This window comes from Streptomyces sp. NPDC044921 (assembly GCF_056432865.1).
On sequence record NZ_JBWKIF010000001.1, the window covers coordinates 429,205 to 455,781 of the forward strand.

The window sequence follows — 26,577 nt, forward strand, 5'->3', positions numbered from 1 at the left end:
GCACCGGTTTCCGGTCACCCCTCGCCGGCCGACTCCCGGGACGCCGCCTCCGCCGCCTTCGCGGCCGCGCTCCCCGGACGCTTGCGAGCCACCCAGCCCTCGATATTCCGCTGCTGACCACGGGCCACGGCCAGCGAACCCGGCGGCACGTCCTTCGTGATCACCGACCCGGCGGCGGTGTACGCACCGTCCCCGACCGTGACAGGCGCCACAAACATGTTGTCCGAACCCGTCTTGCAGTGCGAGCCGACGGTCGTGTGGTGCTTGCTCTCCCCGTCGTAGTTCACGAACACGCTCGCGGCACCGATGTTCGTGTACTCGCCGATCGTCGCGTCGCCCACGTACGACAGGTGGGGCACCTTCGTCCCCTCGCCGATCGAGGCGTTCTTCGTCTCCACGTACGTACCGATCTTGCCCTTCGCACCCAGCCGGGTCCCCGGACGCAGATACGCGTACGGCCCGACCGACGCCCCCGGACCCACCTCGGCGCCGTCGGCCACCGTGTTGTCCACCCGCGCACCGGCCCCCACACGGGTGTCCCGCAGCCGCGAGTTGGGGCCCACCTCAGCGCCCTCGCCCAGATGCGTCGAGCCGTGCAGCTGCGTACCCGGATGCACGACGGCGTCCTGCTCGAACGTCACCGTGACGTCCACCCAGGTCGTCGCCGGATCGACGACCGTCACACCGGCCAGCATCGCCTCGGTCAGCAGCCGGTCGTTCAGGATCCGGCGAGCCTCCGACAGCTGCACCCGGTTGTTGATGCCGGCGATCTCGCGATGGTCCCCGGCCACCGAGGCACCGACCCGGTGCCCGGCCTCCCGCAGGATCCCCAGGACGTCCGTCAGGTACTCCTCGCCCTGGCTGTTGTCCGTGCGCACCTTCTTCAGCGCCTCGGCGAGCAACTGCCCGTCGAACGCGAACACACCCGAGTTGATCTCCCGGATCGACCGCTGCGCGTCCGTGGCGTCCTTGTGCTCGACGATGGCCGTGACGGCACCCGTGGCCTCGTCGCGCACGATCCGGCCGTAGCCCGTCGCGTCCGGCACCTCGGCGGTCAGCACGGTGACCGCGTTGCCGTCGGCGGCGTGCGTCTCGGCGAGGGCCCGCAGGGTGGCGCCGGTCAGCAGGGGAGTGTCCCCGCAGACGACCACGACCGTGCCGTCGACGGACCCGCCCAGCTCCTCCAGGCCCATCCGTACGGCGTGCCCGGTGCCGTTCTGCTCGGCCTGCACGGCGGTGCGGACGCCGGGGGCGATCTCACCGAGGTGGGCGGTGACCTTCTCGCGCGCGTGGCCGACCACGACGACCAGGTGCTGGGGGTCCAGCTCGCCCGCGGCGGCGAGCACGTGTCCCACGAGACTGCGACCGCAGAGTTCGTGCAGGACCTTGGGTGTGGCCGACTTCATACGGGTGCCCTCACCCGCTGCGAGAACGACGACGGCTGCCGGGCGGTTGGCGCTCACGGGATGCCCTTCGGCTGTGGATGGGGTGGGGTGACATCCGCAGGATACCGGGGGGTTTTGTGGCCGACATGAGTGCGGGGCCCGACCGCATCCCGTCAGCCGGGACCCGAACCGTGTGTGTGCTCCCCTGCCAGGACTCGAACCTGGAACAAATCATCCAAAGTGACCCGTGTTGCCAATTACACCACAGGGGACTGTAAACCCGGCTAATCGGACATTCTCCCAATCGGCTGGGTGGCTCCCAACACTATGCCGTACCAGGAGCCTTCGATGCGACGGTACAGGTCGGCGCTCCTCCTCACCCTGATCACGAGGCAACCCCGGTACGAGTCGCCGGTGTTCTCGCGAACCGCCAGGCGAGGAAGGCCCGGATCATCCCCGGATCGCTGTTGACGAAGCAGACGTTCTCGCGGCGGCCGTACGGCTTGTCCTTGCCGCCCTCGGCCCAGTACAGGCCCACGCCCAAGAGGAACAGCGCGCGCGGTGACAGGTCGCCGACCGCCTGCTCGGCGACTGCCTTGGCGCGCTGCCGTTCCTCGTCGCGCGGGCGCATGGTGACCTCCCAGCCGCGCCTGCGGGGCTGGACGTGCGACCGGATCCAGCTGGAGCTGGGCTGCTCGAAGAGCTCGATCTCACTGTGGGTGCGGGACCTGCCGAAGGCGGAAGTCGGGGTATTTGCTGTTGGCACGTGTCATACGCATACCGGCCGGGCGGAATGCAGGGTTCCGGGGTCGAACGGTGAGCGATTCAGCAGTTCGAGGGATATCGGGTGGTTTCGCGGCCGAACGGTCACGGAGTGTGGTGTAGGCCAGTCCGGGAAACTCGCCGGAAAACCGGCGGTGGGCGCCCGTAGGCTGGAGGCATGACCGCGACGGGGGAAGACCATGTGACGGCCCGGGGAGGGCCGTGGTGGTGGGCCAGACGGCGCAGTGCCGTGTTCGACGTGAGCCTGGGTGTGGTGTCCGCGCTGGAGTGCGCGCTGGAGGGGATCCCGTTCGCCGGGGACGCGGGGGTCCCGGCGGCGGCGGGGGTCGTCTTCGGTGCGCTGGCCGGTGCCGTGCTGGTGGTGCGGCGGCGGTGGCCGATCGCCGTCGTGCTGGTCTCGATCGCCATCACGCCGGCCCAGATGGGTGTCCTGCTGGGCCTCGTCGGCCTGTACACGCTCGCCGCGGCCGAGCTGCCGCGGCGGATCATCGCCTCGCTGGCGGGGATGTCACTGGTCGGGACGCTCATCGTGACGTTCGTGAAGACGCAGCAGGACACGGTCCGGGGGGACCTGGACCTGGGCGACTGGTTCGTGCCGTTCGCGGCGATCACGATGTCGCTGGGCTTCACCGCGCCTCCGGTGCTGCTCGGGCTGTACGTGGGGGCGCGGCGGCGGCTGATGGAGAGTCTGCGGGAGCGGGCGGACAGTCTGGAGCGGGAGCTGCAGCTGCTGGCCGAGCGGGCGGAGGAGCGGGCCGAGTGGGCCCGGAACGAGGAGCGGACGCGGATCGCCCGCGAGATGCACGACGTGGTGGCGCACCGGGTGTCCTTGATGGTGGTGCATGCCGCGGCGTTGCAGGCGGTGGCCCGGAAGGATCCCGAGAAGGCGGTGAAGAACGCCGCGCTGGTGGGGGACATGGGGCGGCAGGCGCTGACCGAGCTGCGGGAGATGCTCGGGGTGCTGCGCAGCGGCGGGGACGAGCGGCGTGCGCGGGCGGACGCGGTGCCGCTGGCGGCGGTGGGGGTGGCTGCCGCGGCGGCGGCTTCGCGGGCGGCGGACGACGAGGGCCCGTGTCTGGCGGAGATCGAGGAGCTGGTGGGGCAGTCGGCGGCCGCGGGGATGGTGGTGGACCTGTCGGTGGAGGGGGAGGCCCGGCCGTACGCGCCGGAGGTGGAGCAGACGGCGTACCGGGTGGTGCAGGAGGCGTTGACGAACGTCCACAAGCACGCGGCGGGGGCGAAGACCTACGTGCGGCTGGCGCATCGGGTGTCGGAGATCGCGATGCAGGTGGAGAACGAGCCGCCGGACGAGGGGGCGGGCTCGTCGGCGCGGTTGCCGTCCGGGGGGAACGGGCTGGTGGGGATGAAGGAGCGGGTGTCGGCGCTGGGCGGGGTGTTCGTGTCGGGGCCGACGGACGCGGGGGGTTTCCGGGTGTCGGCGGTGATTCCGGCGTCGTAGGCCGCGGTGGTGCCCGGGTCCTGGTCAGCCGGTGGTGAGGCGGGCGGGTGCGGTGCCGGCGATGAGGGTGGTCAGGGCTTGGTCGATGTCGGCGCCGAGGTACCAGTCGCCGGTGTGGTCGAGGGTGTAGACGCGGCCCTCGGTGTCGATGGCGAGGAGGCCCTGGTGGTCGGTTTCGGCGCCGACGGGGCAGACCTCGGTGCCGAGGGCGCGGCCGAGGTCGCCGAGGGTGCGGGCCATGTGGAGGCCGTGCAGCGGGTCGAGGTGGAGGGTGGCGGGGGCGACCTGGCGGCCGGGGCCGGTGGGGGTGATGTGGAGTCCGCCGAATTCGGCCCAGGCCTCGACGGCGGCGGGGAAGACGGTGTGGCGGTGGCCGGCGGGTGAGACGTGGTCGCGCAGGGCGTCGGCCCAGATCTCGGCTTGTTTGATGTCCCAGCGTCCGGGTTGCCAGCCGGCGGCGCGCAGGGCGGCGTCGACGGGTACGGCGAAGCGGGTGGTGGAGGTGCGGTCGGTGTGCATCTGCCCTTCGTCTCGTCGAGGTCATGGGGTGGCGCGCGCGTGAGGTGGGCGTGCCGGAGTGTCTGGCTGTGCGGGGTGGGTGTGGGGGGATGGGGGTGCCTGGGGCGTCAGCTCCGGGGTGCCGGGTCGACTATGCGGACGCCGAAGTGGGCGCTGAGCGCGGTGCAGGCGCGGCAGGGGGTGGCGAAGCTGCCGTGGAGGGGGTCGCCGTCCTCGCGGATGCGGCGGGCGGTGAGTTTGGCCTGCTTGAGGGCTTTGCGTGCCTCGCCGTTGGTCATGGGTTTGCGCGCGGCGCGTTTGCTGCGGGCGGCGTCGGCGGCGGCGATGTGGCGTGAGATGAGGATGGTTTCGGCGCAGCGGCCGGTGAAGCGGTCGCGTTGGGCGCTGGTGAGGGTGTCGAGGAAGTCCTGGACGAGGGGGTGCAGGACGGGGGGTGTGTCGCCGCGGGCGGCGGTGCCGGTGAGGGTGGCGCCGCGCACGGAGAGGGCGGCGGCGACGGTGGGGAGGATGCCGTCGCGGCGGTGGAGGAGGACGGGGGCGTGGGCGGCTTCGGTGGCGCTCCAGCCGATGCGCGGATCGCCGGCTCGTGGGCCGGGGTCGCGCGGGGCGCCGTCGCGTGGGTCGGCGGACCTGCCGGTGTGTGGTCCCGTCTGCGTCGCGTTCATGATCGTATTCCCCTCCGTGCATCCCCCGGGAGGTCACAGACTGCCAAATGCCGTGGCTGGTGCGGAAGCTGGGGCGGGCGACACGCCCGGGCCGGGGCGTGCCGTCACGGCGGGGTGACGCCTGGTCACGGAACCGGAGGGGGGTGCCGACCGGTGCCGGTGACCGGTGTCGTCGTACCGCATAGGCTGTCGGCACCGCGGGCGATGCGGTGATCCGTTCGGGGATCGATGCGAAACAGAAGACGTGACAGTCGATACGGGCCGTAGTGCGCCAGAGGTGGTCAATACGGGTCGTACAGAATGCCGCAGGGGGCAACCGCCATGACGACAGGTCGGCTCGGGCTGGGGGCACCTCCCGGCCGCCAGGCCGGGGGACAAGCCGCGCCGCCGAACGCGGCCTACGCCGGGCAGGTCGTGCATTTCCCGGATCCGGTCCGGGCGGCCCGTCACCCGAGAGGGGTACGGGTGGACGAGCGTGGTTACCCCGACTTCTCGCCCTACGCGCGGGCGGCCGCGGAGATCGCGGAGCCGCCGGAGGGCTTCGGTGTCGACGAGTTGCGGCTGACCGACTACGTGTCGGCGAACACGGCGCTGGCGGCGTCCGGGCACGAGTTGTGGGACACGGTGCCGGCGGTGGCGACGCCGCACGGCTGGACGTGGCACCACGTGGTGGGTTCGCGGCGGCTGGAGCTGGTGCCGGTCGAGGTGAAGGCGCTGCTGCGGCACCACGGCGGGGTGGCGACCTCGGGCGTCGACCACGCCAAGCGGGGGACGCGGCCGTTGCAGGAGACGCGTCCGGCGCACTTCGGTCTGCCGAAGTCGGGTGTGGCGGTGACGGAGTCGCAGGTGCAGGGTGTCGAGGAGGACCTCGGCTACCGGCTGCCGGGCGCGTACCGGTCGTTCCTGAAGGCGGCGGGCGGGTGCGCGCCGGTGGGTGCCGCGCTCGACGCGGAACTGGGGCTGCTGATCGACCAGCCGTTCTTCACGGTGCGCGACGAGGCCGCGGTCAACGACCTGGTGTACGTCAACAAGTGCCTGCGGGACCACCTGACCAAGGACTACCTGGGGGTCTCCTTCGTCCAGGGCGGGTTGCTGGCCGTGAAGGTGAAGGGCGAGTGCATCGGGTCGGTGTGGTTCTGCGCGTACGACGACGCGCGGGACGTGGACCCCTCGCTGCCGCCGGCGGAGCGGGTGGAGCGGCTGCTGCTGCCGTGCGGGGACGACTTCGACGTCTTCCTGTCACGGCTGGCCGGTCATCCGCCGGAGTTGGAGACGGTGGCGAACCTGATGGTGGACGGCGGGTTCGCGCGTGTGGTGCCGGTGGACGCGGTGTCGTCCCCGGGTGTGGGGGAGTGACGCGGCGATGGTGACCTTCGCACAGGCGCAGGAGCGCGCGGAAGAGTGGATCAACGGGGACGTGCCGTCGTACCAGCACCGCGAGGTGCGGGTGCGGGAGTTCGGCCTCGGGTTCGTGGTGTGGGCCGAGGACCGGGAGGACGGGCCGCGTTCGGACGGCGGCGCGCAGCGGCTGGTGATCGCGCGGGACAGCGGCGAGGCCACGCTGTGGCCCGGGCTGCCGGTGGGCGAGGTGATCCGCCGGTACGAGGAGGAGTACGGCCGTGCCGGCGCGGCGGACGAGCCGGCGCCGGCGGCACCCGCGCGGGTGGATCTGAACCAGACGTCGTTCCTGCTGACGCCGCCGGAGTGGTTGCAGGACGCGGCGGACAAGCTGGGCATCCCGGATCGGCGGACCGCGACGTCCGGTGGTGCGGGCGCCGACGCGGGTGCCTCCGCGGCTGCCCTGGGCGGTGACGGCGCGCCGGTCGCGCCGGGGAGCGGTGCGGCGTGGCCGGCCGCCGGCGGGAGCGACGCGGAGACCGCGTCGGACGCCGCCGGGATTCCGGAGGCCCCGGGTGCACCGGACGCCCCGCGTGCGCCGGGCGCCTCCGATGCGCCGGGTGCCCCGGGGGCGCCGGGTGCCCCGGGGGCGCCCGCCGGGGCGACGCCCTGGGCGGGGACGGACACCAACGGGGATGCCGGAGACGACCGTTCCGTACCGCTGCCCGCGACGGTGTTCGCGCCGCCGCTGAGCGGGAGCGACGGGGACGCGCCGCCGTCGGTGGCGCCCGATGCCGAGACGGCCCTGATGTCCGGTGGCAGCGCGCTCCCGCCGACCGCGCAGTCGCCGGCGATCGACGACCCGAACGCGCCGGGCGGGGCGGGCGCTGCGGCGCCCGGCGGGCCGGGTACGCCGCCGGGTGGTGTGCCGCACGGCAGCACCCTCCCGCCCACGCAGGCCGGCCAGCCGTACGGATATCCGCAGGGATCCGGTGGTCTCGGTGGACCCGGTGGTCCCGGTGGGCAGCCGCCTGCCGGGCCGGGGGCCGCGCCGAACGCGGGTGACATCGCGGATGCCGCGACCAGCAAGGCCACCCCGCCGCCAGGACGCGGCCGGGGCGCGGGCCCGACCCCGCCGCCTCCGCCGGGTGCCCCGGGGGCGCCGGGCGCACGGCCGGGTGACACGCCTGCCCCGTCCGGAGCCGGTGGACCGGGCACGCCGGCGGGCGGTTACGTGCCCACGCAGATGGTGTCGGCACTCGGGCCCGAGGGTCCGGGAGCACCTGGAGGGCAGGCCGGGCCGGGCGGGCCCGGTGGCCCCGGCAGCCACGGTGGCCGGGGCTTCCCCGGTGCCCCGGCCGGGCCGGGCGCGCAGCAGGCTCCGGCTGCGCCGCACGCGCCCGGTGGTCCCGCTGTCCCCGGTGCCCCGGGCGGTCCCGGTGCCCCGGGTGGACACGGTGTGCCGCAGGCCTCGGGCGCACCCCATCCGCCCGGTGCCCCCGGTGCCCCGCATCCGCCCGGCGTTCCCGGCACCCCCGGTGGTACGCCGCCCGGCGGGGTTCACCACGCCGCCACGATGCTCGCCGATCCCGGCCGGACGGGCCCGGGCGGCGCTCAGCCGCCGCAGCCACCGCAGCCACCGCAGCCGCCGGGGCCTCCCGGTGCGCCCGGTGTTCCGGGAGCCCCGGGTGGGCCCGGGGCTCCCCAGCCCACTGGCGGGCCGCATCCGGGCGGTGCGCCGCAGGTGTCCGGTGCGCCCCGTCCGCCTGGTCCGCCCGGTGCGCCGCAGCCCCCGGGTGCGCCCGGGGGGCCGGGGCCCGTGCACCACGCGGAGACCGTGCTGGCCGCGCCCCCCGCGGGCGGCCCCGGCGTGCCTCCGCCGCCGCAGGCCCCCGGCGCGCCCCCCGGGGCGCCGGGCGTCCCGTTCGCCCCGGGTGTGCCCGGTGCGCCGCCGGGACCGCACGGTGCGATGCCGGGTGCGGTGCCGCCCGGTGTACCGCCGGGTGCCATGCCGCCACCCGGCCGGCCCGGCCCCGGGCAGCCGCCGGCGTACGGCTATCCGCAGCAGCCCGCCGGGCAGCCCACGGTCGGTCCCGGCTACCAGGCCGTGCTGCGCTACCGCGCGCAGGACGGTTCCGAGCAGCAGCTGATCCGGCGTTCGGCGCCGGGCACGCCGCACCCGGAGTGGCAGATCTTCCACGAGCTGCGGGCCATGAACGTGCCCCCGGACCAGGTGCTGGAGCTGCACACCGAGCTGGAGTCGTGCGAGCTGCCGGGCGCGTACTGCGCGCGGATGATCCGGGAGCAGTGGCCGCAGGCGCGCATCACGTCCATCGCGCCGTACGGCACGGATCACGCTAGCCGGCAGCAGGGCATGCAGCAACTCCTCGCCCACCAGGGCGAGTTGCACCAGGTGGCGGACGGTCCGGCGCGTCCGGCCCCGGTGCGTGCCCCGCTGCCGCCGGTGCAGGCCGCGCCGCCGATCCCGCCGGAGGGCATCGCGCAGGAGCTGGCGGCGGCGTTCGGGCCGGGGGTGTTCCGGTTCGAGCAGGCGGCCGTGTCCCGGCAGGGCGTGCCGCCGGTCGTGGCGCACACGCTGGTCGCGGCCGGGCTGCCGTTGGACATGGGCCCGTTCTTCTGGGCGCAGGCGCAGCCGGGCCGGCCCGTTCCCACGCTGGCGGAGCTGGCGGCCGAGCGCGGTGTGCAGCCGGCCTCGGACGCGGGCTCCTACCTGGTGATGGGCAGCGACTTCGGCAAGGCGATCTGCGTCCAGTACGGCACCGCCAACATCGTCGCCGTGCCGGTGGAGGCGGGGCCGGGCGGGGCGCCCGTACCGCCGCAGTTCGTGAACACCGGGCTGCCGGAGTTCGCGCGCTGCCTGGCGCTGCTCGGCCGGATGTGGCGGCTGCGGTTCGGGCTGAACCAGGAGCAGGCGGGCCGCTGGACGGTCGACTTCCAGGCGCAGCTGGCCGCGCTGGACCCGGCGGCGCTGGGTTCGCCGGAGAGCTGGTGGTCGGTGCTGCTGGAGCAGATGTGGGACGGCTTGCTGTGACGCGGTGACGCGTCGCGGCCGACGTGCCGTGAGGAGCCGGTCCGGTCGCTCGCATGACCGGGCCGGCTCTTTCCGTGCCGGTAGGGGGATTCCTGCCGTCGGGCTGTCACACCTTCCTCCCGCGGTCCGTCAGTGCGGTGAAAGCGACGCACAGGCCGACCCAGGAGGCAGAGATCATGCAGGCACGGATGACCAACCCGGCGTTCGTCCTTCCCGGTGCGATGAAGGGCATCGGCACCCTGTTCCAGGCGATCGGGGAGGGCGGTCTGCGGCGAGACGTGGCGGAGCTCGTCGGGCTGCGCGCCAGCCAGATCAACGGCTGCGGCGCCTGCGTGCACGGGCACACCGAGAACCTCCGCGAGGCCGGCGTGAGCGAGGAGCGCGTCGCGGCCGTGGCCGCCTGGCGGCACGCGCCCTTCTTCTCGGACGCCGAGCGCGCCGCGCTGCGGCTGGCGGAGGCGATGACGCGGCTGGCGGACCTCTCGGAGGAGTCCGTTCCGGACGCCCTGTGGGACGAGGTGGCCGACCACTTCGACGAGAAGGAGCTCTCCGGGCTGATCCTCACCATCGCGCTGACGAACCTGTTCAACCGCGTCAACACGACCATCCAGGAGCCCGTCGGCACGACGTGGGGCTGACGGCCGCCCGGGCCGGACGAGGCCCGTGACCCCGGTGCGGAGTGTCGCGTTATGAACACTTCCGTCTGATCCACCAAGATGTGCGCGAATCGTCCCCATTCCCGCGCGGTTCCCGCGCGGTTCGTGTGACGTCGGTGTGGTGGAGAGGGGCCCCAGGATGAGCAGCGCATCGGTGCCCCCGCACGGCTTTCCGGTCGTGCGGGGGCGTGGTTACCGTCCCGAGCAGGTCGACGCGTACGCCGCGGCCCTCTCCGCGGACCGCGACGCGGCCTGGGAGCGGGCCGCCCGGCTGACCGTGCTCGCCCGGCAGATGGACGAGCAGCTGGGGCGGTTGCGCGAGAGGACGGGGCGGCTGGGGCCGCAGACCTACGAGACGCTGGGGGAGCGGGCCGGGCGGCTGTTCGAGCTCGCCGCGCAGGAGGCGGCGGCGGTCCGGGAGGGGGCGCGTCGCGAGGCGCTCGAACACGTGGAACAGGCGCGGGCGTCGGCGGCCGGCGTGCGCGAGTCCGCGCGGGCGTGCGCCGATGCCGTACGCGCCGACGCCGACCGACGTGCCCGGCAGCGGCTGCTCGCGGCGCGTGCCGAGGCCGACGAGATCCGGGGCGAGGCCGGGCGCGCGGCGGAGGAACAGCGCGCCGAGGCGCTGGCCGCGCTGCGCGAGATGCGGCAGCGCACCTGCGATCTGCCGGCCGAGCAGGAGAAGGAGCGCGCCGAGCGGTGGGAGGCGGCCGAGCGCGCGGAGGCCGAGCGCGCGGCAGCCCTCGACGCCCGGCACGCGGAGGAACTGGCACGCGCCGAAGAGCTGTTGTCCGAGGCCGAGCAGGCCTTCGCCGACGCCGGGACCGAGGCCCTCGGCCTGGAGGAAGAGGCACGCGCGCGGGCGGCACAGCTGCTGGACGGGGCCCGGGCCCGCGTGGAGGCGATCGAGCGCGAGACGCAACGGCTGCTGCGCGAGCACGCCGACCAGCAGGACGGCGTGCGGGCCCATATCGACCACGTCCACAGCAGCCTGGCGGCCTGGGCGGGACGGGCGGCGGAGTGACCCACGGCGCCTCGGGACGAGGGCCGACGCCGGTGACACCGGAGGTCACAGAGGTGGGCGCACACCCGGTCATGCGCCCGACTCCCGTCGCTCGTAACGGATTCCGGGCCGGCCGCTCAGGACGATGTCCCCGACGGGCGTGAAGCCGTTGCGGGTGAGCACCTTCATGGAGGCGGGATTGTCCAGGGTCGTGCACGCGGTGAGGGACGTCAGCCCGTAGTCGGCGGCGGCCAGCCGGCACAGCTGCGCGACGGCGGCCGTCGCCACGCCCCGGCCGGCGGCGCGCTCGCCGACGCGGTAGCCGAGTTCGGCGCCGCCGTCCGCCACGTCCATCAGGTTCACCCGGCCGATCAGCACGTCGTCCTCCAGCAGGACGTGGAAGTGACACACGCGCGCGTGCTGCTCGTCCAGGAGCGCCCGGTGGCGTGCGGCGAACCCGGCCGGTGTGAAGTAGGCGTCCCCGCGGTCCGGGACCGTGCGCGCGAAGTACGCCCGGTTCTCCCGCTCGAAGGCCAGCAGGGCGTCGGCGTGATCGGGGCGCAGCCGTTCCAGTGTCAGCATGTGCTGAGGGTAGGCGCGGTCAGTCCGTGAGCACCGGGAATCTCCTCGGCGCGAGGAACAGCAGAACCAGGAACGCCAGCGCCGCCGCGCACGAGGCGCCCAGGTAGACGGCGTGCACCGCGTCGGCGATCGCCCGCCTGGTCGCCTCGGGCACCGCACCGGAGTCGAGCGCCCGGGTCACCGAGTCGAGGTCGCCCGCGCCGCCGAGCCGGGCGGCCAGCACCCCGTTGGCGACCGCGCCGAAGAGGGCCGCGCCGGCCGTCTGGCCGGTCTGGCGGCAGAACAGCACGGACGCGGTCGTCGTCCCGCGCTCCGCCCAGCCCACCGTCGACTGCACCCCGACGATCAGCGGCAGCTGGAACAGGCCCAGCGCGGCGCCCAGCAGCAGCATCAGCAGCGCCGGCTGCCAGGCCCGCCCGGGGTACGGCAGGAAGGGGAACGCCAGCAGGACCAGGGCGGCGGCCCCGATGCCCAGCATCGCGGTGTTGCGGAAGCCGATCCTGCGGTACACGTGCTGGCTCAGCGCCGCCGACACCGGCCAGCTCACCGTCCATACCGACAGCACGAATCCGGCGGCCACGGGCGCGAGACCCAGCACCGACTGGGCGTAGGTGGGCAGGAAGACCGTCGGCGCGACCATCAGCAGCCCGAGCGCTCCCAGGGCCAGGTTGACCGCGGCGATCGTCCGGCGCCGCCACACCCAGCCCGGGATGATCGGCTCCGCCGCGCGGCGCTCCACCAGCACCACCACCGCCACCAGGGCCAGCCCCGCGCCGAACAGGCCCAGCGAGGGCGCCGACAGCCACGGCCACGCCACACCGCCCTGCACCAGGGCCGTGAGCAGCACCCCGCCGCAGGCGAACACCGCGAGCGCGCCCGCCCAGTCCACGCGCGCGTGCCGGGCGCTTCCCCGCTCGGGCTCGTGCAGGTGACGCACGATCAGCCGCAACGCGACCGCGCCGATCGGCAGGTTGACCAGGAAGATCCAGCGCCAGTCCGCGTACGCGGCGAGCACCCCGCCCACGGCGGGGCCGGCGACCGCGGACACCGCCCACACCGTGGACAGCCTCGCCTGGATCCTGGGGCGGTCCTTGAGCGGGTAGAGGTCGGCGGCCAGGGTCTGCACGGTGCCCTGGAGGGCGCCGCCGCCCAGGCCCTGCACGACGCGGAAGGCGATCAGCGCCCCCATGTTCCAGGCCAGCGCGCACAGCAGTGAGCCGAGGAGGAAGAGCACCGAGCCCGCGATCAGCACCGGCTTGCGGCCGAAGGTGTCGGAGAGCTTGCCGTAGACGGGCAGCGTGACGGTCACGGCCAGCAGATAGCCGGAGAACAGCCAGGAGAAGACCGAGAAGCCGCCGAGGTCCCCGACGATCTGCGGGACGGCGGTCGAGACGATGGTCGAGTCCAGCGCCGCCAGCGCCATCGAGAGCATCAGCGCGGCGACGACGGCCCCGCGCCGGCCGGTCGCGACGGGACGTGCGGTCTCCTGCGCCGCCGAACTGGTGCTGCCCACCCCGGATCCCTCCCCCTCACCCCGGCCACGCCCGCGCCGGGACCCTCGTCACTGTTCCTGCCCCTTGCACCCATCCGCCGCGGACAGCTTCCCACTTGACCCTCACGCCGCGGCAGGGTGGAACCTCGGTGGGCCGGGGGGAGGAGCCGACCCTGAGACGGACTCCGCCCTGGGGTGGACTGCCCCTAGGGGTACCTCCGTACTACGACCTGGGGAGGGTTCGTACCGGCGGAGGACGAGAGGGTGAGGGGCCGCTCCTTAACCTGGCTTTACGCCGCCGGGGGGCGGTTCCGCGAACCGGCGGGGGTGGGGTTTTCCACAGGAAAAGACTGCGCTGAACACCAGGGCGCGGGGCCCCTCCCCGCGGCGAGACTTGAGGCGCGCCGGACGGATCCGTGGTCCGGCATCCACACCGCGGCTGTCCACCGGGCGACCGCCGTCACCATCTGCTGACCGATATAGGAGACATACCGTGACTTCGGCTGTGACCATTCCCAGGCACGGGGGTACTGGAGGGCGTACGGCCGTTGCCGCGCGGGCGCGGCAGGTCGTGAAGGCGTACGGATCCGGGGAGACCCGGGTCGTCGCCCTCGACCACGTCGACGTGGACATCGCACGCGGCCAGTTCACCGCGATCATGGGCCCCTCCGGCTCCGGCAAGTCCACGCTGATGCACTGCCTCGCCGGGCTCGACACCGTCACCAGCGGGCAGATCTACCTCGACGAGACCGAGATCACCGGCCTGAAGGACAAGAAACTGACGCAGTTGCGCCGGGACCGGATCGGGTTCATCTTCCAGGCGTTCAACCTGCTGCCGACGCTCAACGCCATCGAGAACATCACGCTGCCCATGGACATCGCGGGCCGCAAGCCGGACAAGCAGTGGCTGGCCCGGGTGGTGGAGACCGTCGGGCTGGCCGACCGGCTCAAGCACCGGCCGACCCAGCTCTCCGGCGGCCAGCAGCAGCGTGTCGCCGTGGCACGGGCGCTCGCGGCCCGGCCCGAGATCATCTTCGGGGACGAGCCGACCGGAAACCTCGACTCGCGCGCCGGCGCCGAGGTCCTCGGCTTCCTGCGCCGCTCCGTGACCGAGCTGGGCCAGACCATCGTCATGGTCACCCACGACCCGGTCGCCGCCAGCTACGCGGACCGCGTGCTGTACCTCGCCGACGGCCGCATCGTCGACGAGATGTTCCAGCCGACCGCCGAGGCCGTCCTGGACCGCATGAAGGACTTCGACGCCCGGGGGCGCACGTCATGACCGTCATGAAGACCTCGATGCGCAACTTCCTCGCGCACAAGGGACGCATGGCCCTGTCGGCGATCGCCGTCCTGCTGTCGGTGGCCTTCGTCTGCGGGACGCTCGTCTTCACCGACACCATGTCCACCACGTTCGACAAGCTCTTCGCGGCCACCTCCTCGGATGTGACGGTCAGCGCCAAGGGCGCCTCCGACAGCGGTGAGACCACCGCCGGCAACGGCAAGCCGCCGGTCATGCCGGCCTCCGTGCTCGGCGAGGTGCGCAGGGCCGAGGGCGTGAAGTCGGCCGAAGGCACCGTGTTCTCCACCTCGGTGACCGTCGTCGACGCCGACAAGGACAGCCTGTCGCCCACCAGCGGCGGCCCGACCATCGTCGGCAGCTGGAACGCCACCGACGCCCGCACCATGGAGATCACCTCCGGTGCGGCCCCCGAGGGCGCCGACCAGATCATGGTCGACGCCGACACCGCCGACAAGCACGGCCTGAAGCTCGGCGACGAGATCGGCGTCCTCACCGCCGTCGGCAACCACAAGGCGAGGATCTCCGGCATCGCCGACTTCACCGTCACCAACCCCGGCGCCGCGATCTTCTACCTCGACACGAAGACCGCCCAGCAGGCCCTGGTCGGCCAGACCGGCGTCTACACCAACGTCAACGTCACCGCGGCCGCCGGCGTCAGCGACGCACAGCTGAAGAAGAACGTCACGGCCGAACTCGGCGGCGGCTACCAGGTCAAGACCGCCAAGGAGACCGCCGACGCCAACCAGAAGGACGTCGAGGGCTTCATGAACGTCATGAAGTACGCGATGCTCGGCTTCGCCGGGATCGCCTTCCTCGTCGGCATCTTCCTGATCATCAACACCTTCTCCATGCTGGTCGCCCAGCGCACCCGCGAGATCGGCCTGATGCGGGCCATCGGCTCCTCCCGCAAGCAGGTCAACCGCTCCGTGCTCGCCGAGGCGCTGCTGCTCGGCTTCGTCGGCTCCGTGCTCGGCGTGGGCGCGGGCGTCGGCCTCGCCGTCGGCCTGATGCAGCTCATGGGCCGGATGGGCATGGAACTGTCCACCGACGACCTCACCGTCGCCTGGACGACCCCCGTGGTCGGACTCGTCCTCGGCGTCGTCGTCACCGTCCTCGCCGCCTACCTGCCCGCCCGGCGCGCCGGCAAGATCTCCCCGATGGCGGCCCTGCGCGACGCGGGCGCCCCGGCCGACGCCAAGGCCGGCTGGATCCGCGGCATCACCGGCACCGTCCTCACCGCCGGCGGCGTCCTCGCCCTCTACCTGGCCTCGGCCGCCGACAAGGCCACCGACGGCTCGCTGTGGCTCGGCATCGGTGTGGTGCTGTCGCTGATCGGCTTCGTCGTCATCGGCCCGCTGCTGGCCGGCGCGGTGGTCCGCGTCCTCGGCGCGGTCCTGCTGCGCATGTTCGGCCCCGTCGGCCGCATGGCCGAGCGCAACGCCCTGCGCAACCCGCGCCGCACCGGCGCGACGGGCGCCGCGCTGATGATCGGCCTCGCCCTGGTGGCGTGCCTGTCCGTGGTCGGCTCCTCCATGGTGGCCTCCGCCACCGACCAGCTCGACAAGACCGTCGGCACGGACTTCATCGTCCAGTCCGACAGCGGCCAGCTGATCACCCCCCAGGCGGTCGAGGCCGTGAAGTCGACGCCGGAGCTGGAGCGGGTCACCGAGTACAAGTGGACCGAGGCCGACTTCACCACCCCCGACGGGAAGACCCTCAAGGACACGGCGATCACGGCGGCCGACCCGTCGTACGCCACCGACCTGCGCACCGAGACCGTCGCCGGCAAGCTCCCCGACGCCTACAAGCCCGACTCGATGTCCGTGCACGAGAAGTTCGCCGAGGACCACGGCATCACCCTCGGCTCGAAGATCAAGGTGGCCTTCAAGGACGGCTCCACGGCCGACCTCACGGTCCGGGCGATCACCAGCAGTGACGTCGTGATCGACGCGGGCGCGATGTACACCTCCATCGCGACGCTGGCCAAGTACGTCCCGGCCGACAAGATGCCGCTGGACACGCTGGTCTTCGCCAGCGCCAAGGAGGGGCAGCAGGACGCCGCCTACACGTCCCTGAAGTCGGCCCTGCACGACTACCCGCAGTACACCGTGCGCGACCAGACCGACTACAAGGACGCCCTGAAGGACCAGATCGGCCAGCTGCTCAACATGATCTACGGCCTGCTGGCCCTGGCGATCATCGTCGCCATCCTGGGCGTGGTGAACACCCTGGCCCTGTCGGTGGTGGAGCGCACCAGGGAGATCGGCCTGATGCGGGCGATCGGCCTCTCCCGCCGCCAGCTGCGCCGCATGATCCGCATGGAGTCGGTCGTCATCGCCCTCTTCGGCGCCCTGCTGGGCCTCGGACTGGGCATGGGCTGGGGCGCCACGGCCCAGCAGCTGCTGGAGCTGGAGGGACTGATGGTCCTGGACATCCCCTGGCCGACCATCATCGGCGTCTTCATCGGCTCGGCCTTCGTGGGCCTGTTCGCGGCACTGGTCCCGGCGTTCCGGGCGGGCCGGATGAACGTCCTGAACGCGATCGCCACCGAGTAGCCACCCCGGCCACCGCACACGGGGGTTGCGGGGGACCCGGCGCCGGGACGTCCAGGACTGGACGTCCCGGCGCCGGGTGCTGTGTCCTCCACGGGCCCCGACGCCGGGCCGCGCGGCGTCGTACGCTGGAGACCCCCGGCCCGCGGCGCGTGTCGGGCCAGTCGTGTTGCCCACCCCCTGGACGGAAAACACCCCCCATGAGCCTGCACGGTCTGCTCGACGCCGTCGTCAAGGACGCCGCCCTCGCCGAAGCGATCAGGGCCGCCGCAGACGGCAACCGCATGCACGTCGACCTGGTCGGCCCGCCCGCGGCCCGCCCCTTCGCGGTGGCCGCCCTGGCCCGGGACACGGGCCGTCCGGTGCTGGCGGTGACGGCGACGGGCCGCGAGGCCGAGGACCTGGCCGCCGCCCTGCGCTCCCTCCTCCCGCCCGAGGGCGTCGTGGAGTACCCCTCGTGGGAGACCCTCCCGCACGAGCGGCTCAGCCCCCGCAGCGACACCGTCGGCCGCCGCCTGGCCGTCCTGCGCCGTCTGGCCCACCCCCGCCCCGACGACCCCGAGACCGGACCCGTCTCCGTGGTCGTGGCGCCCGTCAGGTCCGTGCTCCAGCCGCAGGTCAAGGGCCTGGGCGACCTGGAGCCGGTCGCGCTGCGCACCGGGCAGAGCGCCGACCTGAACGAGGTGGTGGAGGCCCTCGCGGCCGCCGCCTACGCGCGCGTGGAGCTGGTGGAGAAGCGCGGCGAGTTCGCCGTGCGCGGCGGCATCCTCGACGTGTTCCCGCCCACCGAGGAACACCCCCTGCGCATCGAGTTCTGGGGCGACGACGTCGAGGAGATCCGCTACTTCAAGGTCGCCGACCAGCGCTCCCTGGAGATCGCCGAGCACGGTCTGTGGGCGCCGCCGTGCCGCGAGCTGCTGCTCACCGACGACGTCCGCGCCCGCGCGCGTGCCCTGGCCGAGGAGCACCCCGAGCTCGGCGAACTGCTCGGCAAGATCGCCGAGGGCATCGCCGTGGAGGGCATGGAGTCCCTCGCCCCCGTCCTCGTCGACGACATGGAGCTGCTGCTCGACGTGCTGCCCAAGGGCTCCATGGCCGTCGTCTGCGACCCGGAGCGGGTGCGTACGCGCGCCTCGGACCTGGTCGCCACCTCGCAGGAGTTCCTCCAGGCCTCCTGGGCGGCCACCGCCGGCGGCGGGGAGGCGCCCATCGACGTCGGCGCGGCCTCCCTGTGGTCCATCGCCGACGTCCGGGACCGGGCCCGCGAGCTGGACATGATGTGGTGGTCGGTGTCGCCGTTCGCCGCCGGTGAGGAACTCGACGGGGACACCCTGAAGCTGGGCATGCACGCCCCGGAGACCTACCGCGGGGACACCGCCAAGGCCCTCGCCGACACCAAGGGCTGGCTCGCCGACGGCTGGCGCACGGTGTTCGTCACCGAGGGGCACGGCCCCGCGGCCCGCACGGTCGAAGTGCTCGGCGGCGAGGGCATCGCCGCCCGCCTGGACGGCGACCTCGGCGAGATCTCCCCGTCGGTCGTGCACGTGGCGTGCGGCTCGATCGAGCACGGCTTCGTCGATCCGGCCCTCGCACTGGCCGTCCTCACCGAGACCGACCTGACCGGCCAGAAGGCCTCCGGCCGCGAGGGCGCCCGGATGCCGGCCCGCCGCCGCAAGACCATCGACCCGCTGACCCTGGAGCCGGGCGACTACATCGTCCACGAGCAGCACGGCGTCGGCCGCTACATCGAGATGGTGCAGCGCACCGTGCAGGGCGCCACCCGCGAGTACCTGGTCGTGGAGTACGCGCCCGCCAAGCGCGGCCAGCCCGGCGACCGGCTGTACATCCCCACAGACCAGCTGGAGCAGATCACCAAGTACGTCGGCGGCGAGGCGCCCACCCTGCACCGCCTGGGCGGCGCCGACTGGACGAAGACGAAGGCCCGCGCGAAGAAGGCCGTCAAGGAGATCGCCGCCGACCTCATCAAGCTCTACAGCGCGCGCATGGCCGCCCCCGGGCACGCCTTCGCGCCGGACACGCCCTGGCAGCGCGAGCTGGAGGACGCCTTCCCCTACGCGGAGACGCCCGACCAGCTCACCACCATCGCCGAGGTCAAGGAGGACATGGAGAAGTCGATCCCCATGGACCGCCTGATCTGCGGCGACGTCGGCTACGGCAAGACCGAGATCGCGGTCCGGGCCGCCTTCAAGGCCGTCCAGGACGGCAAGCAGGTGGCCGTGCTGGTGCCGACGACCCTGCTGGTGCAGCAGCACTTCGGCACGTTCAGCGAGCGGTACGCCCAGTTCCCGGTGAACGTGAAGGCGCTCTCCCGCTTCCAGACCGACACCGAGGCCAAGGCGGTCCTGGAGGGCCTGCGCGAGGGCTCGGTGGACATCGTCATCGGCACGCACCGGCTGTTCTCCTCCGAGACCAAGTTCAAGGACCTCGGCCTGGTCATCGTCGACGAGGAACAGCGCTTCGGCGTCGAGCACAAGGAGCAGCTGAAGAAGCTCCGCGCCAACGTCGACGTGCTGACCATGTCCGCCACCCCGATCCCCCGGACCCTGGAGATGGCGGTCACCGGCATCCGCGAGATGTCCACGATCACCACCCCGCCGGAGGAGCGCCACCCGGTGCTGACCTTCGTCGGCCCCTACGAGGAGAAGCAGATCGGCGCCGCCATCCGCCGCGAGCTGCTGCGCGAGGGCCAGGTCTTCTACATCCACAACCGCGTCGAGTCCATCGACCGCGCGGCGGCCCGGCTGCGCGAGATCGTCCCCGAGGCGCGCATCGCGACCGCCCACGGCCAGATGTCGGAGCAGGCGCTGGAACAGGTGGTGGTCGACTTCTGGGAGAAGAAGTTCGACGTCCTGGTGTCCACCACGATCGTCGAGTCCGGCATCGACATCTCCAACGCCAACACCCTGATCGTGGAGCGCGGCGACAACTTCGGTCTGTCCCAGCTGCACCAGCTGCGCGGCCGCGTCGGCCGGGGCCGCGAGCGCGGCTACGCCTACTTCCTCTACCCGCCGGAGAAGCCGCTGACCGAGACCGCGCACGAGCGGCTCGCGACCATCGCCCAGCACACGGAGATGGGCGCCGGCATGTACGTCGCCATGAAGGACCTGGAGATCCGCGGCGCGGGCAACCTCCTCGGCGGCGAGCAGTCCGGACACATCGCGGGCGTCGGCTTCGACCTGTACGTGCGGATGGTCGGCGAGGCCGTCGCGGACTACCGGCGCCAGCTGGAGACCGGCGAGATCGAGGAGGAGCCGCCGCTCGAGGTGAAGATCGAGCTGCCCGTCGACGCGCACGTCCCGCACGACTACGCGCCCGGTGAGCGACTGCGCCTCCAGGCCTACCGCGCCATCGCCTCCGCCAACTCGGAGGAGGACATCAAAGCGGTCCGCGAGGAACTCGTCGACCGCTACGGCAAGCTGCCCGAACCGGTGGAGAACCTGCTGCTCGTCGCCGGGCTGCGCATGTTCGCGCGCGCGTGCGGGGTCGGCGAGATCGTGCTCCAGGGCAACAACATCCGCTTCGCGCCGGTGGAGTTGCGCGAGTCGCAGGAGCTGCGGCTCAAGCGGCTCTACCCCGGGTCGGTCATCAAACCGGCGGCGCACCAGGTGCTGGTGCCGCGCCCGAAGACGGCGAAGGTGGGCGGAAAGCCGCTGGTCGGACGGGAACTGCTGGCGTGGGTCGGGGAGTTCCTGACGTCGGTACTGGGGTCTTGAGGGCCCGGGGGACGGCGGGAAGCCGCCCGCGTAAGCCGCGTCCAGGGGGCGTCTTCGCGGACGGCCTCGGATGAGCCTTGCTTGCCCCTGTTCCGCGCCTGGCTCTTGAAAGGCCGGGTGTGGTCTGAACCTCTTCCTCGCTACCGTGGGACCAGGCACAAGCCGCCCGCGCGCGGGCGGAACGGGCAAGCAGGGGAGGGGCGCAGGTGACGCGTCTGAGGGGCGGGGCGGCACTGGCCGCCGCCATGGTGGTCGCCGGTGCGGCGCTGACCGGCTGCGAGGGCCTCGCTCCTCCGGCGGACGGCGGCGCGGCCTCCGGATCCGGTGCACCGGCCGCCGGTGACGGCCGGGCCGTGAACCCGCTGGACAACCCGGACGGCACGAAGCCGGGGCTGGCGGCCGTCACCTCCACCGAGGACAGGGCGAGGGCGCGCGCCCTCATCGAGAAGGTGGCCACGAAAGGCCGCGGACCCAGGACGGGATACGACAGGGACGAGTTCGGCTACGCCTGGATGGACTCGGCACCACGGGACGTCCCCTTCTCCCACAACGGCTGCGACTCGCGCAACGACCTCCTCCGGCGCGACGGCCGGGACCTGCGCTTCCGGTCGGGCTCCCACTGCGTCGTCACGTCCATGACGCTGCACGACCCGTACACCGGCAAGGTCATCGAGTGGACCAAGTCCCGTGCGACCGAGGTCCAGATAGACCACGTGATGCCGCTGTCCTACGACTGGCAGATGGGCGCCTCGCGCTGGACGAAGGACAAGCGGGAGTCCATCGCCAACGACCCGCTCAACCTCCTCCCGGTCGACGGTCCGACCAACAGCGCGAAGGGAGACTCCGGACCGGCGTCCTGGCTGCCTCCCGACAAGCGGATCCGCTGCGCCTACTCGGTGCGCTTCGCCCAGGTGTCACTGAAGTACGACCTGCCCGTGACGTCGGCCGACAAGGAGATGATGCTGCGGCAGTGCGGCGGCTGAGGACCCGCCCGCCTCCCGCGGCTCCCGGCGCAGGAACGCGCGCCATTCGTGCGAGTGCGGTAGAGGGGAGGGGGACAGGCCGGCGCCCGCGCCCCGGCGCCGATTCGATTCCCGGTACGCGCGGCCCCGCCTACGGTGATCGAGCCTCGCCGACCGCCCCGGCATGCTGGAGCGGGTCGTCGGGATGGCGGACACCTGGCCGGAGTTCGCGCTCCAGGACCTCGTGGGCGCCGCCCACTATCCCCGGATCGCCACCGAACTCCCCGAGTACGTCCTCTTCGCCGAGGACGAGCGCGGCGAGGTCGTCGCGAGCGCCGCGGAGTGCGCCCCGACACGGTCAGCGCCGTCTCCGTCTCCGTCGCACCCCACGCCCAGGGCAGGGGCCTGTCCGCGCTGATGGTCTCGGCCCTGCGTGACAACGCCCGGGCCAAGGGCTTCCGCGAGGTCGTCGCCCCGGTCCGCCCCAGTGCCGAGCACCTGGAACCGCACACCCCGATCGAGGAGTACGCCCACCGCGTCCGCCCCGACGGCCTGCCGCACGATCCGTGGCTGCGCGTGCACGCCCGGGCCGGTGCGACCATCGACTCGGTCGCGCCGGCGTCCATGACGGTGGCCGCCCCGCTGGCCGACTGGCGCCGCTGGACGGGCCTGCCCTTCGACACCCCGGGCGACGTCGAGGTACCCGGTGCCCTGGTGCCGGTGCGCTGCGAGCCGGAGCGCGGTTACGCGGTGTACGTCGAGCCCAACGTGTGGATGCAGCAGCCCCTTTGAGGATCCCCGCCGAGCGCCGCCCTCCCCGCGTCTCCCGCGTCTTCCCGGGGGCGAGCCGCCCGTACGAAGTGATCAGCACCCGAAGTGATCAGCACGACAACGGTTCGGTACAACCCGTGACCGGTTGTCCGTGTCGGGCTATACGCTCGGACTCCCAACGGGCTCTGACACTCGCACACCCGTCCCATCGGCTACACCGGTCCAGGAGCAGTCATGTACGGCCACGGCGCGGCGCCGCCTCCCCGCAGCGCGGCAACGGTCATCTCCCTGCGCGTGCTGTTCGCGGCAGCCGGCTTCCTCACGTGCGGCGTGCTGGCCTGTGTCCCGCTGTTCCGGGTGGCCGTCCTGCGCGGGCGCGCCCTGGACTGGGTGCTGGCCTGGGTGACCCTGCCCCTGTCCATCGCCTGCTTCCTGGTGGTCGGCACCCTGCCGGACGAGGACGTCCGCACCGACATCGCACTGGGCCTGATCCTGCTGCTCGGTGTCGGTGCCGCGATCTACTTCCTGATCGTGGACATCACCCACCACGCCGAGCGGCGGCACGCCGGCGGCTACCCGGCCTCGCCCCACGCGCCGACCGTCCACACGCCGTACGGCTATCCGCACCCCGGGTCCTCCTACGCCCCCACGCCCGTGCCGCAGCCGCCCGCGCAGCACACCCCCGTGCCGCGCGACGCCACGCCGCAGGGCCCGCTCCCCGTCCAGCCGCCCGCCGCGCCGCAGCGCCCCGCACCCGCCCGCATCGACCAGGTCCGCGCCGAACTCGACGAACTCAGCGACTACCTGCGCCGGCAGGAAGGCGACGGCCGGCGGGACGGCGATCGCGAGGGCGGCAGGTGACCGCGACGGCGGGACGGGTCGTCGCCGGCCGCTACGAGCTGTCCACGCTCCTCGGGCAGGGCGGCATGGGCCAGGTCTGGACGGCGTACGACCAGCGCCTCGACCGGCGCGTGGCGGTGAAGCTGCTGCGCCCCGACAAGGTGGCGGGCCAGGACGCGGAGGAACTGCGCCGCAGGTTCGTGCGCGAGTGCCGGGTCACCGCGCAGGTCGACCACCCCGGCCTGGTCACGGTGCACGACGCGGGCAGCGAGGGCGAGGAACTGTTCCTCGTCATGCAGTACATCGACGGCTCCGACCTCGCGGAGCACCTCGCGGAGCGGAACCCGTACCCGTGGCCGTGGGCGGTCGCGGTCGCCGCGCAGTTGTGCGCCGTGCTCAGCGCCGTGCACGCCGTGCCGATCGTCCACCGCGACCTCAAGCCGCGGAACCTGATGGTGAAGCCGGACGGCACGGTCACCGTGCTGGACCTCGGCGTGGCCTCCGTCATGGAGGCCGACACCACCCGCCTCACCCACACCGGCACCCCCATCGGCTCGCCCGCCTACATGGCCCCGGAGCAGGCGATGGGCGGCGCGGTCGGCCCGTACACGGACCTGTACGCCCTCGGTGTCGTCCTGCACGAACTGCTCAGCGGGGACGTGCCCTTCTCGGGCTCCACGGCGCTCGGCGTCCTGCACCGCCACCTGTACGAGCCACCGCTGCCGGTGCGCCGCCTGCGGCCCGAGGTCCCCGAGGCCCTGGAGACCCTCGTGCTGCGGCTGCTCGCGAAGGACCCGCAGCACCGGCCCGCCTCCGCGCAGGAGGTCTACGAACACCTGGAACCGATGTTGCCCGCGCGCGGCACGCCCACCGGAGCGCCCCTGGATCCCACCCGCCCCTTCCTGCGCCCGCACGCCCCCTGGCCGTACCGGGCCCGTACCCCGGCGCCCCAGCCCGCGCCGCCCGCCGCGCCCGTCGCCGAGGCCGCGGGCACGACGGACATCGCCCGCGCCGTCGACGAGGTCAAGCGGCTCCTCGGGGAGGGGCGCATCACCCAGGCCGTCGACATCCTCGGCGCGATCCTGCCCGCCGCGGCGGAGCAGCACGGTGAGCACTCCCCGGTGGTGCGCACGCTGCGCAAGCAGTACGCGGCCACGCTGCTGGACGACGGCCAGTTCCGCCGCGCCCTGCCCGAGCTGCGCCGCCTCGCCGAGGAACGCGCCGCCGAGGCCGGCCAGGCCGATCCGCAGGCCCTGCGCTTCCGCTACGAGGCCGCCCAGTGCCTTGAACAGCTGGGCGAACCGGCGGCGGCGCTCGCCGAGTACCGGGCGGTCCTGCCGTACTACGAGAACCAGTACGTCGCCGCCGGCGGCCCCGAGCTCGCGCACGACGTCCGCCGCCGGATCGGGCACCTCCTGCTCGCCCTGGGCGACCGCGGCGCCGCCCACGACACGCTGGCCCGGCTGCTGCACGACGTGGAGCGCACCCACGGACCCGGCCACCCGCTCGGCGCGGAGATCCGCAGGACGCTGCAGTGGCTGGGACAGGTCCGCGGCTGACCCCCGGCCGGGAGCTGGCGCGCCGGTGCCGGAAGTCCTGGCGAATCGTTGGTCGAATGGGTTGGCCAGAGCCTGGCCACTGCCTACCATCGATCACCGCAAGACTTTGTGCACCGTCGCACAATCTCCTCGGGAGGTCTCCTTGCACCGCCGCCGTCGCACCGCGCTCCTCCTCACCGCCGCGATCGCCGCGGCGCCCCTGCTCACCGCCTGCGGCAACGACGCGCATCCCGGCGCGGCGGCCGTGGTCGGCGGGCAGCGGATCACCGTCTCCCAGCTGGAGGAGCGGGTCGGAGAGGTCCGAGCGGCCCAGCGCGCGGCCGTGCGGAGCGACGCCCAGTACCAGCAGGCCGTCGCCCGGACCGGCACCCTCACCCGCGACACCCTGCACACCATGGTCCTCGACCGGGTGCTGCACCGCGCCGCCGAGGACGCCGGGGTGACCGTCAGCCGCAAGGAGATCCAGCAGATGCGGTCCGGCCTGGAGGAGCAGGCCGGCGGCGCCGAGGCGCTGGAGACGACGTGGCTGCAGCGGTACGGCATCCCGCCGCAGCGCCTGGAGGAGAACCTCCGCCTCCAGCTGGAGGCCCAGAAGCTCGCCGAGAAGCTGGGCACCGACACCACCCGCCCCGAGTTCTGGAAGGCCCTGTCCGAGGCCTCCAAGAAGCTGGACGTCGACCTCAACCCGCGCTACGGCACCTGGGACGTCCGCAAGAGCAGCCGCGCCGACGCGAAGACGCCGTGGGTGCGGGACGTGACGGCGGCACAGAACCCGCAGAACATGTAGGGCCCGGCCGGCCCCTCCAGCGGATGACGTCCACGGGCCCCGCGCAGGCCTGTGGACGACCCCGGGCCCTGTCGGCGTCGTGGGATAGCTTCGAACCGTGAACGCCAACAGCCCCGAAGCCACCCCGGGCCCCCGGCAGGCCGCCCCCGACGCGGCCGCCGGCCCCGGCCGCGTCGTCCTGCTCACCACCAGCCACCGCGTCGCCCCCGGCCTGCTGTCCTGGCCCGCCTGGCAGGCCCTGCACGCGGCCGACCGGGTGCTGTGCGCGGACGGCGCGCATCCGCAGCTGCCGTATCTGCGCGAGGCGGGGATCGAGGTCGAGGAGGCGTCCCCGACCGCCCAGGAGCTCGTCGACGCCTGCGCCGGCGAGCGCACGGTGGTCGTCGTGGCGACGGGCGAGGGGGAGCCCGCCCTGACCGACGGCCTGGCACGCCTCGCCGGCACCGGCCGTCTCGCGATGCCCGAGCTGGAGCTGCTGCCCGCCTCCTACGACCTGCCGGGCGCCCGGCTGCTCGACCTCGTCCAGGTCATGGACCGCATCCGCACCGAGTGCCCCTGGTCGTCCCAGCAGACCCACAAGGGCCTGGCCAAGTACGGCATCGAGGAGGCGTACGAACTCGTCGAGGCGATCGAAGAGGGCGACCGCGACGAACTGCGCGAGGAGCTCGGCGACGTCCTCCTGCAGGTCGTCTTCCACGCCCGCATCGCGGAGGAGGACCCCGAGGCGCCGTTCTCCGTCGACGACGTGGCCGGCGGCATCGTCGCCAAGCTGATCCACCGCCACCCGCACGTCTTCGGCGACGCGACCGCCACCACCCCCGAGGAGGTCAAGGAGCACTGGCTGCGCACCAAGGCCGTCGAGAAGCGGCGCAGCTCCGTCACCGAGGGCATCCCCCTGGGCCAGCCCGGCCTCGCGCTCGCGGCCAAGCTGGCGTCCCGGGCCCGCACGGCCGGCCTGGACATACCGCTCCCGCCGGTCGAGGGCATCGGCTACGACCTGCTGGCCCTGGCCGTCCGCGCGGAGGCGGAGGGCGTGGACCCGGAGGCGGCACTCAGAGCGGCGGCCCGCGCCTACCGGGACGCGATCAGGGAGGCCGAGGGCTGAGCGGACCGGCGAGGGCCGGCAGCGGCGGGC

Annotated in this window: 19 protein-coding genes, 1 tRNA gene and 1 pseudogene; 14 read left to right on the top strand and 7 right to left on the bottom strand. The window is 73.3% G+C overall.

Annotation, left to right across the window (positions count from 1 at the left end):
* Positions 1–14 precede the first annotated feature (14 nt).
* The 3 genes from glmU to AC07DA_RS02095 form a co-directional block, all read right to left on the bottom strand.
* Positions 15–1,463: a bifunctional UDP-N-acetylglucosamine diphosphorylase/glucosamine-1-phosphate N-acetyltransferase GlmU gene (gene glmU / locus AC07DA_RS02085; RefSeq protein ID WP_479123659.1), complete on the bottom strand. Its 1,449-nt coding sequence runs from the start codon at positions 1,461–1,463 to the stop codon at positions 15–17.
* A gap of 122 nt (positions 1,464–1,585) precedes the next feature.
* Positions 1,586–1,657: transfer RNA gene (locus AC07DA_RS02090), tRNA-Gln, on the bottom strand.
* Between the two features lie 113 nt (positions 1,658–1,770).
* Entirely contained in the window at positions 1,771–2,151 is a 381-nt protein-coding gene (locus tag AC07DA_RS02095; RefSeq protein WP_479123661.1) for a hypothetical protein, read from the bottom strand.
* A gap of 174 nt (positions 2,152–2,325) precedes the next feature.
* Here AC07DA_RS02095 and AC07DA_RS02100 point away from each other — a divergent pair, with 174 nt between their 5' ends.
* Positions 2,326–3,627 carry a sensor histidine kinase gene (locus AC07DA_RS02100; RefSeq protein WP_479123663.1) on the top strand — a complete coding sequence of 434 codons (1,302 nt, stop codon included), beginning with the start codon at positions 2,326–2,328 and terminating at the stop codon, positions 3,625–3,627.
* Positions 3,628–3,651: 24 nt separating this feature from the next.
* On the opposite strand, the gene AC07DA_RS02105 is transcribed toward AC07DA_RS02100, so the two are convergent.
* Positions 3,652–4,146: an SUKH-3 domain-containing protein gene (locus AC07DA_RS02105; RefSeq protein ID WP_479123665.1), complete on the bottom strand. Its 495-nt coding sequence runs from the start codon at positions 4,144–4,146 to the stop codon at positions 3,652–3,654.
* 107 nt (positions 4,147–4,253) lie between these two features.
* Positions 4,254–4,811 (bottom strand): YwqJ-related putative deaminase, encoded by a 558-nt coding sequence (locus AC07DA_RS02110; RefSeq protein ID WP_479123667.1) that lies wholly within the window; start codon positions 4,809–4,811, stop codon positions 4,254–4,256.
* Between the two features lie 321 nt (positions 4,812–5,132).
* Here AC07DA_RS02110 and AC07DA_RS02115 point away from each other — a divergent pair, with 321 nt between their 5' ends.
* From AC07DA_RS02115 to AC07DA_RS02130, 4 genes are all read left to right on the top strand, one after another.
* Positions 5,133–6,167 carry an SMI1/KNR4 family protein gene (locus AC07DA_RS02115; RefSeq protein ID WP_479123669.1) on the top strand — a complete coding sequence of 345 codons (1,035 nt, stop codon included), beginning with the start codon at positions 5,133–5,135 and terminating at the stop codon, positions 6,165–6,167.
* A gap of 7 nt (positions 6,168–6,174) precedes the next feature.
* A complete protein-coding gene (locus AC07DA_RS02120; RefSeq protein WP_479123671.1) occupies positions 6,175–9,201 on the top strand; it encodes an SUKH-4 family immunity protein in 3,027 nt (1,008 codons plus the stop codon).
* Positions 9,202–9,377: 176 nt separating this feature from the next.
* Positions 9,378–9,839, top strand: coding sequence for a carboxymuconolactone decarboxylase family protein (locus AC07DA_RS02125; RefSeq protein WP_479123673.1), 462 nt, complete (start codon positions 9,378–9,380; stop codon positions 9,837–9,839).
* A 157-nt stretch (positions 9,840–9,996) separates the two neighbouring features.
* Positions 9,997–10,881, top strand: a complete 885-nt coding sequence (locus AC07DA_RS02130; protein ID WP_479123675.1) for a cellulose-binding protein — start codon at positions 9,997–9,999, stop codon at positions 10,879–10,881.
* 69 nt (positions 10,882–10,950) lie between these two features.
* Here the strand turns inward: AC07DA_RS02130 and AC07DA_RS02135 are convergent, their stop codons facing one another.
* Together AC07DA_RS02135 and AC07DA_RS02140 are read right to left on the bottom strand one after the other, a co-directional pair.
* A complete protein-coding gene (locus tag AC07DA_RS02135) occupies positions 10,951–11,442 on the bottom strand; it encodes a GNAT family N-acetyltransferase (RefSeq protein ID WP_479123677.1) in 492 nt (163 codons plus the stop codon).
* A 19-nt stretch (positions 11,443–11,461) separates the two neighbouring features.
* Positions 11,462–12,955: an MFS transporter gene (locus AC07DA_RS02140; RefSeq protein WP_479123679.1), complete on the bottom strand. Its 1,494-nt coding sequence runs from the start codon at positions 12,953–12,955 to the stop codon at positions 11,462–11,464.
* Positions 12,956–13,427: 472 nt separating this feature from the next.
* On the opposite strand from AC07DA_RS02140, the gene AC07DA_RS02145 reads away from it, so the two are divergent.
* From AC07DA_RS02145 to AC07DA_RS02185, 9 genes and pseudogenes are all read left to right on the top strand, one after another.
* The gene (locus AC07DA_RS02145) at positions 13,428–14,216 is read left to right on the top strand and encodes an ABC transporter ATP-binding protein (protein ID WP_479123681.1); all 789 of its coding nucleotides are present in this window, start codon (positions 13,428–13,430) and stop codon (positions 14,214–14,216) included.
* Positions 14,213–16,792, top strand: coding sequence for an ABC transporter permease (locus tag AC07DA_RS02150; protein WP_479123683.1), 2,580 nt, complete (start codon positions 14,213–14,215; stop codon positions 16,790–16,792). The genes AC07DA_RS02145 and AC07DA_RS02150 overlap by 4 nt, the downstream gene beginning before the upstream one ends.
* Positions 16,793–16,989: 197 nt before the next feature.
* Positions 16,990–20,523, top strand: coding sequence for a transcription-repair coupling factor (gene mfd / locus AC07DA_RS02155; protein WP_479123685.1), 3,534 nt, complete (start codon positions 16,990–16,992; stop codon positions 20,521–20,523).
* A 206-nt stretch (positions 20,524–20,729) separates the two neighbouring features.
* A complete protein-coding gene (locus tag AC07DA_RS02160; RefSeq protein WP_479123687.1) occupies positions 20,730–21,506 on the top strand; it encodes an HNH endonuclease family protein in 777 nt (258 codons plus the stop codon).
* A 163-nt stretch (positions 21,507–21,669) separates the two neighbouring features.
* Positions 21,670–22,277: pseudogene (locus AC07DA_RS02165) on the top strand (GNAT family N-acetyltransferase).
* A gap of 213 nt (positions 22,278–22,490) precedes the next feature.
* Positions 22,491–23,117 carry a hypothetical protein gene (locus AC07DA_RS02170; protein WP_479123689.1) on the top strand — a complete coding sequence of 209 codons (627 nt, stop codon included), beginning with the start codon at positions 22,491–22,493 and terminating at the stop codon, positions 23,115–23,117.
* Between the two features lie 38 nt (positions 23,118–23,155).
* A complete protein-coding gene (locus AC07DA_RS02175) occupies positions 23,156–24,655 on the top strand; it encodes a protein kinase domain-containing protein (protein WP_479123877.1) in 1,500 nt (499 codons plus the stop codon).
* Positions 24,656–24,797: 142 nt separating this feature from the next.
* Positions 24,798–25,442, top strand: coding sequence for a SurA N-terminal domain-containing protein (locus AC07DA_RS02180; protein WP_479123691.1), 645 nt, complete (start codon positions 24,798–24,800; stop codon positions 25,440–25,442).
* 97 nt (positions 25,443–25,539) lie between these two features.
* On the top strand, positions 25,540–26,547 hold the full coding sequence (locus tag AC07DA_RS02185) for a nucleoside triphosphate pyrophosphohydrolase (protein ID WP_479123693.1): 1,008 nt from the start codon (positions 25,540–25,542) through the stop codon (positions 26,545–26,547).
* Positions 26,548–26,577 lie beyond the last annotated feature (30 nt).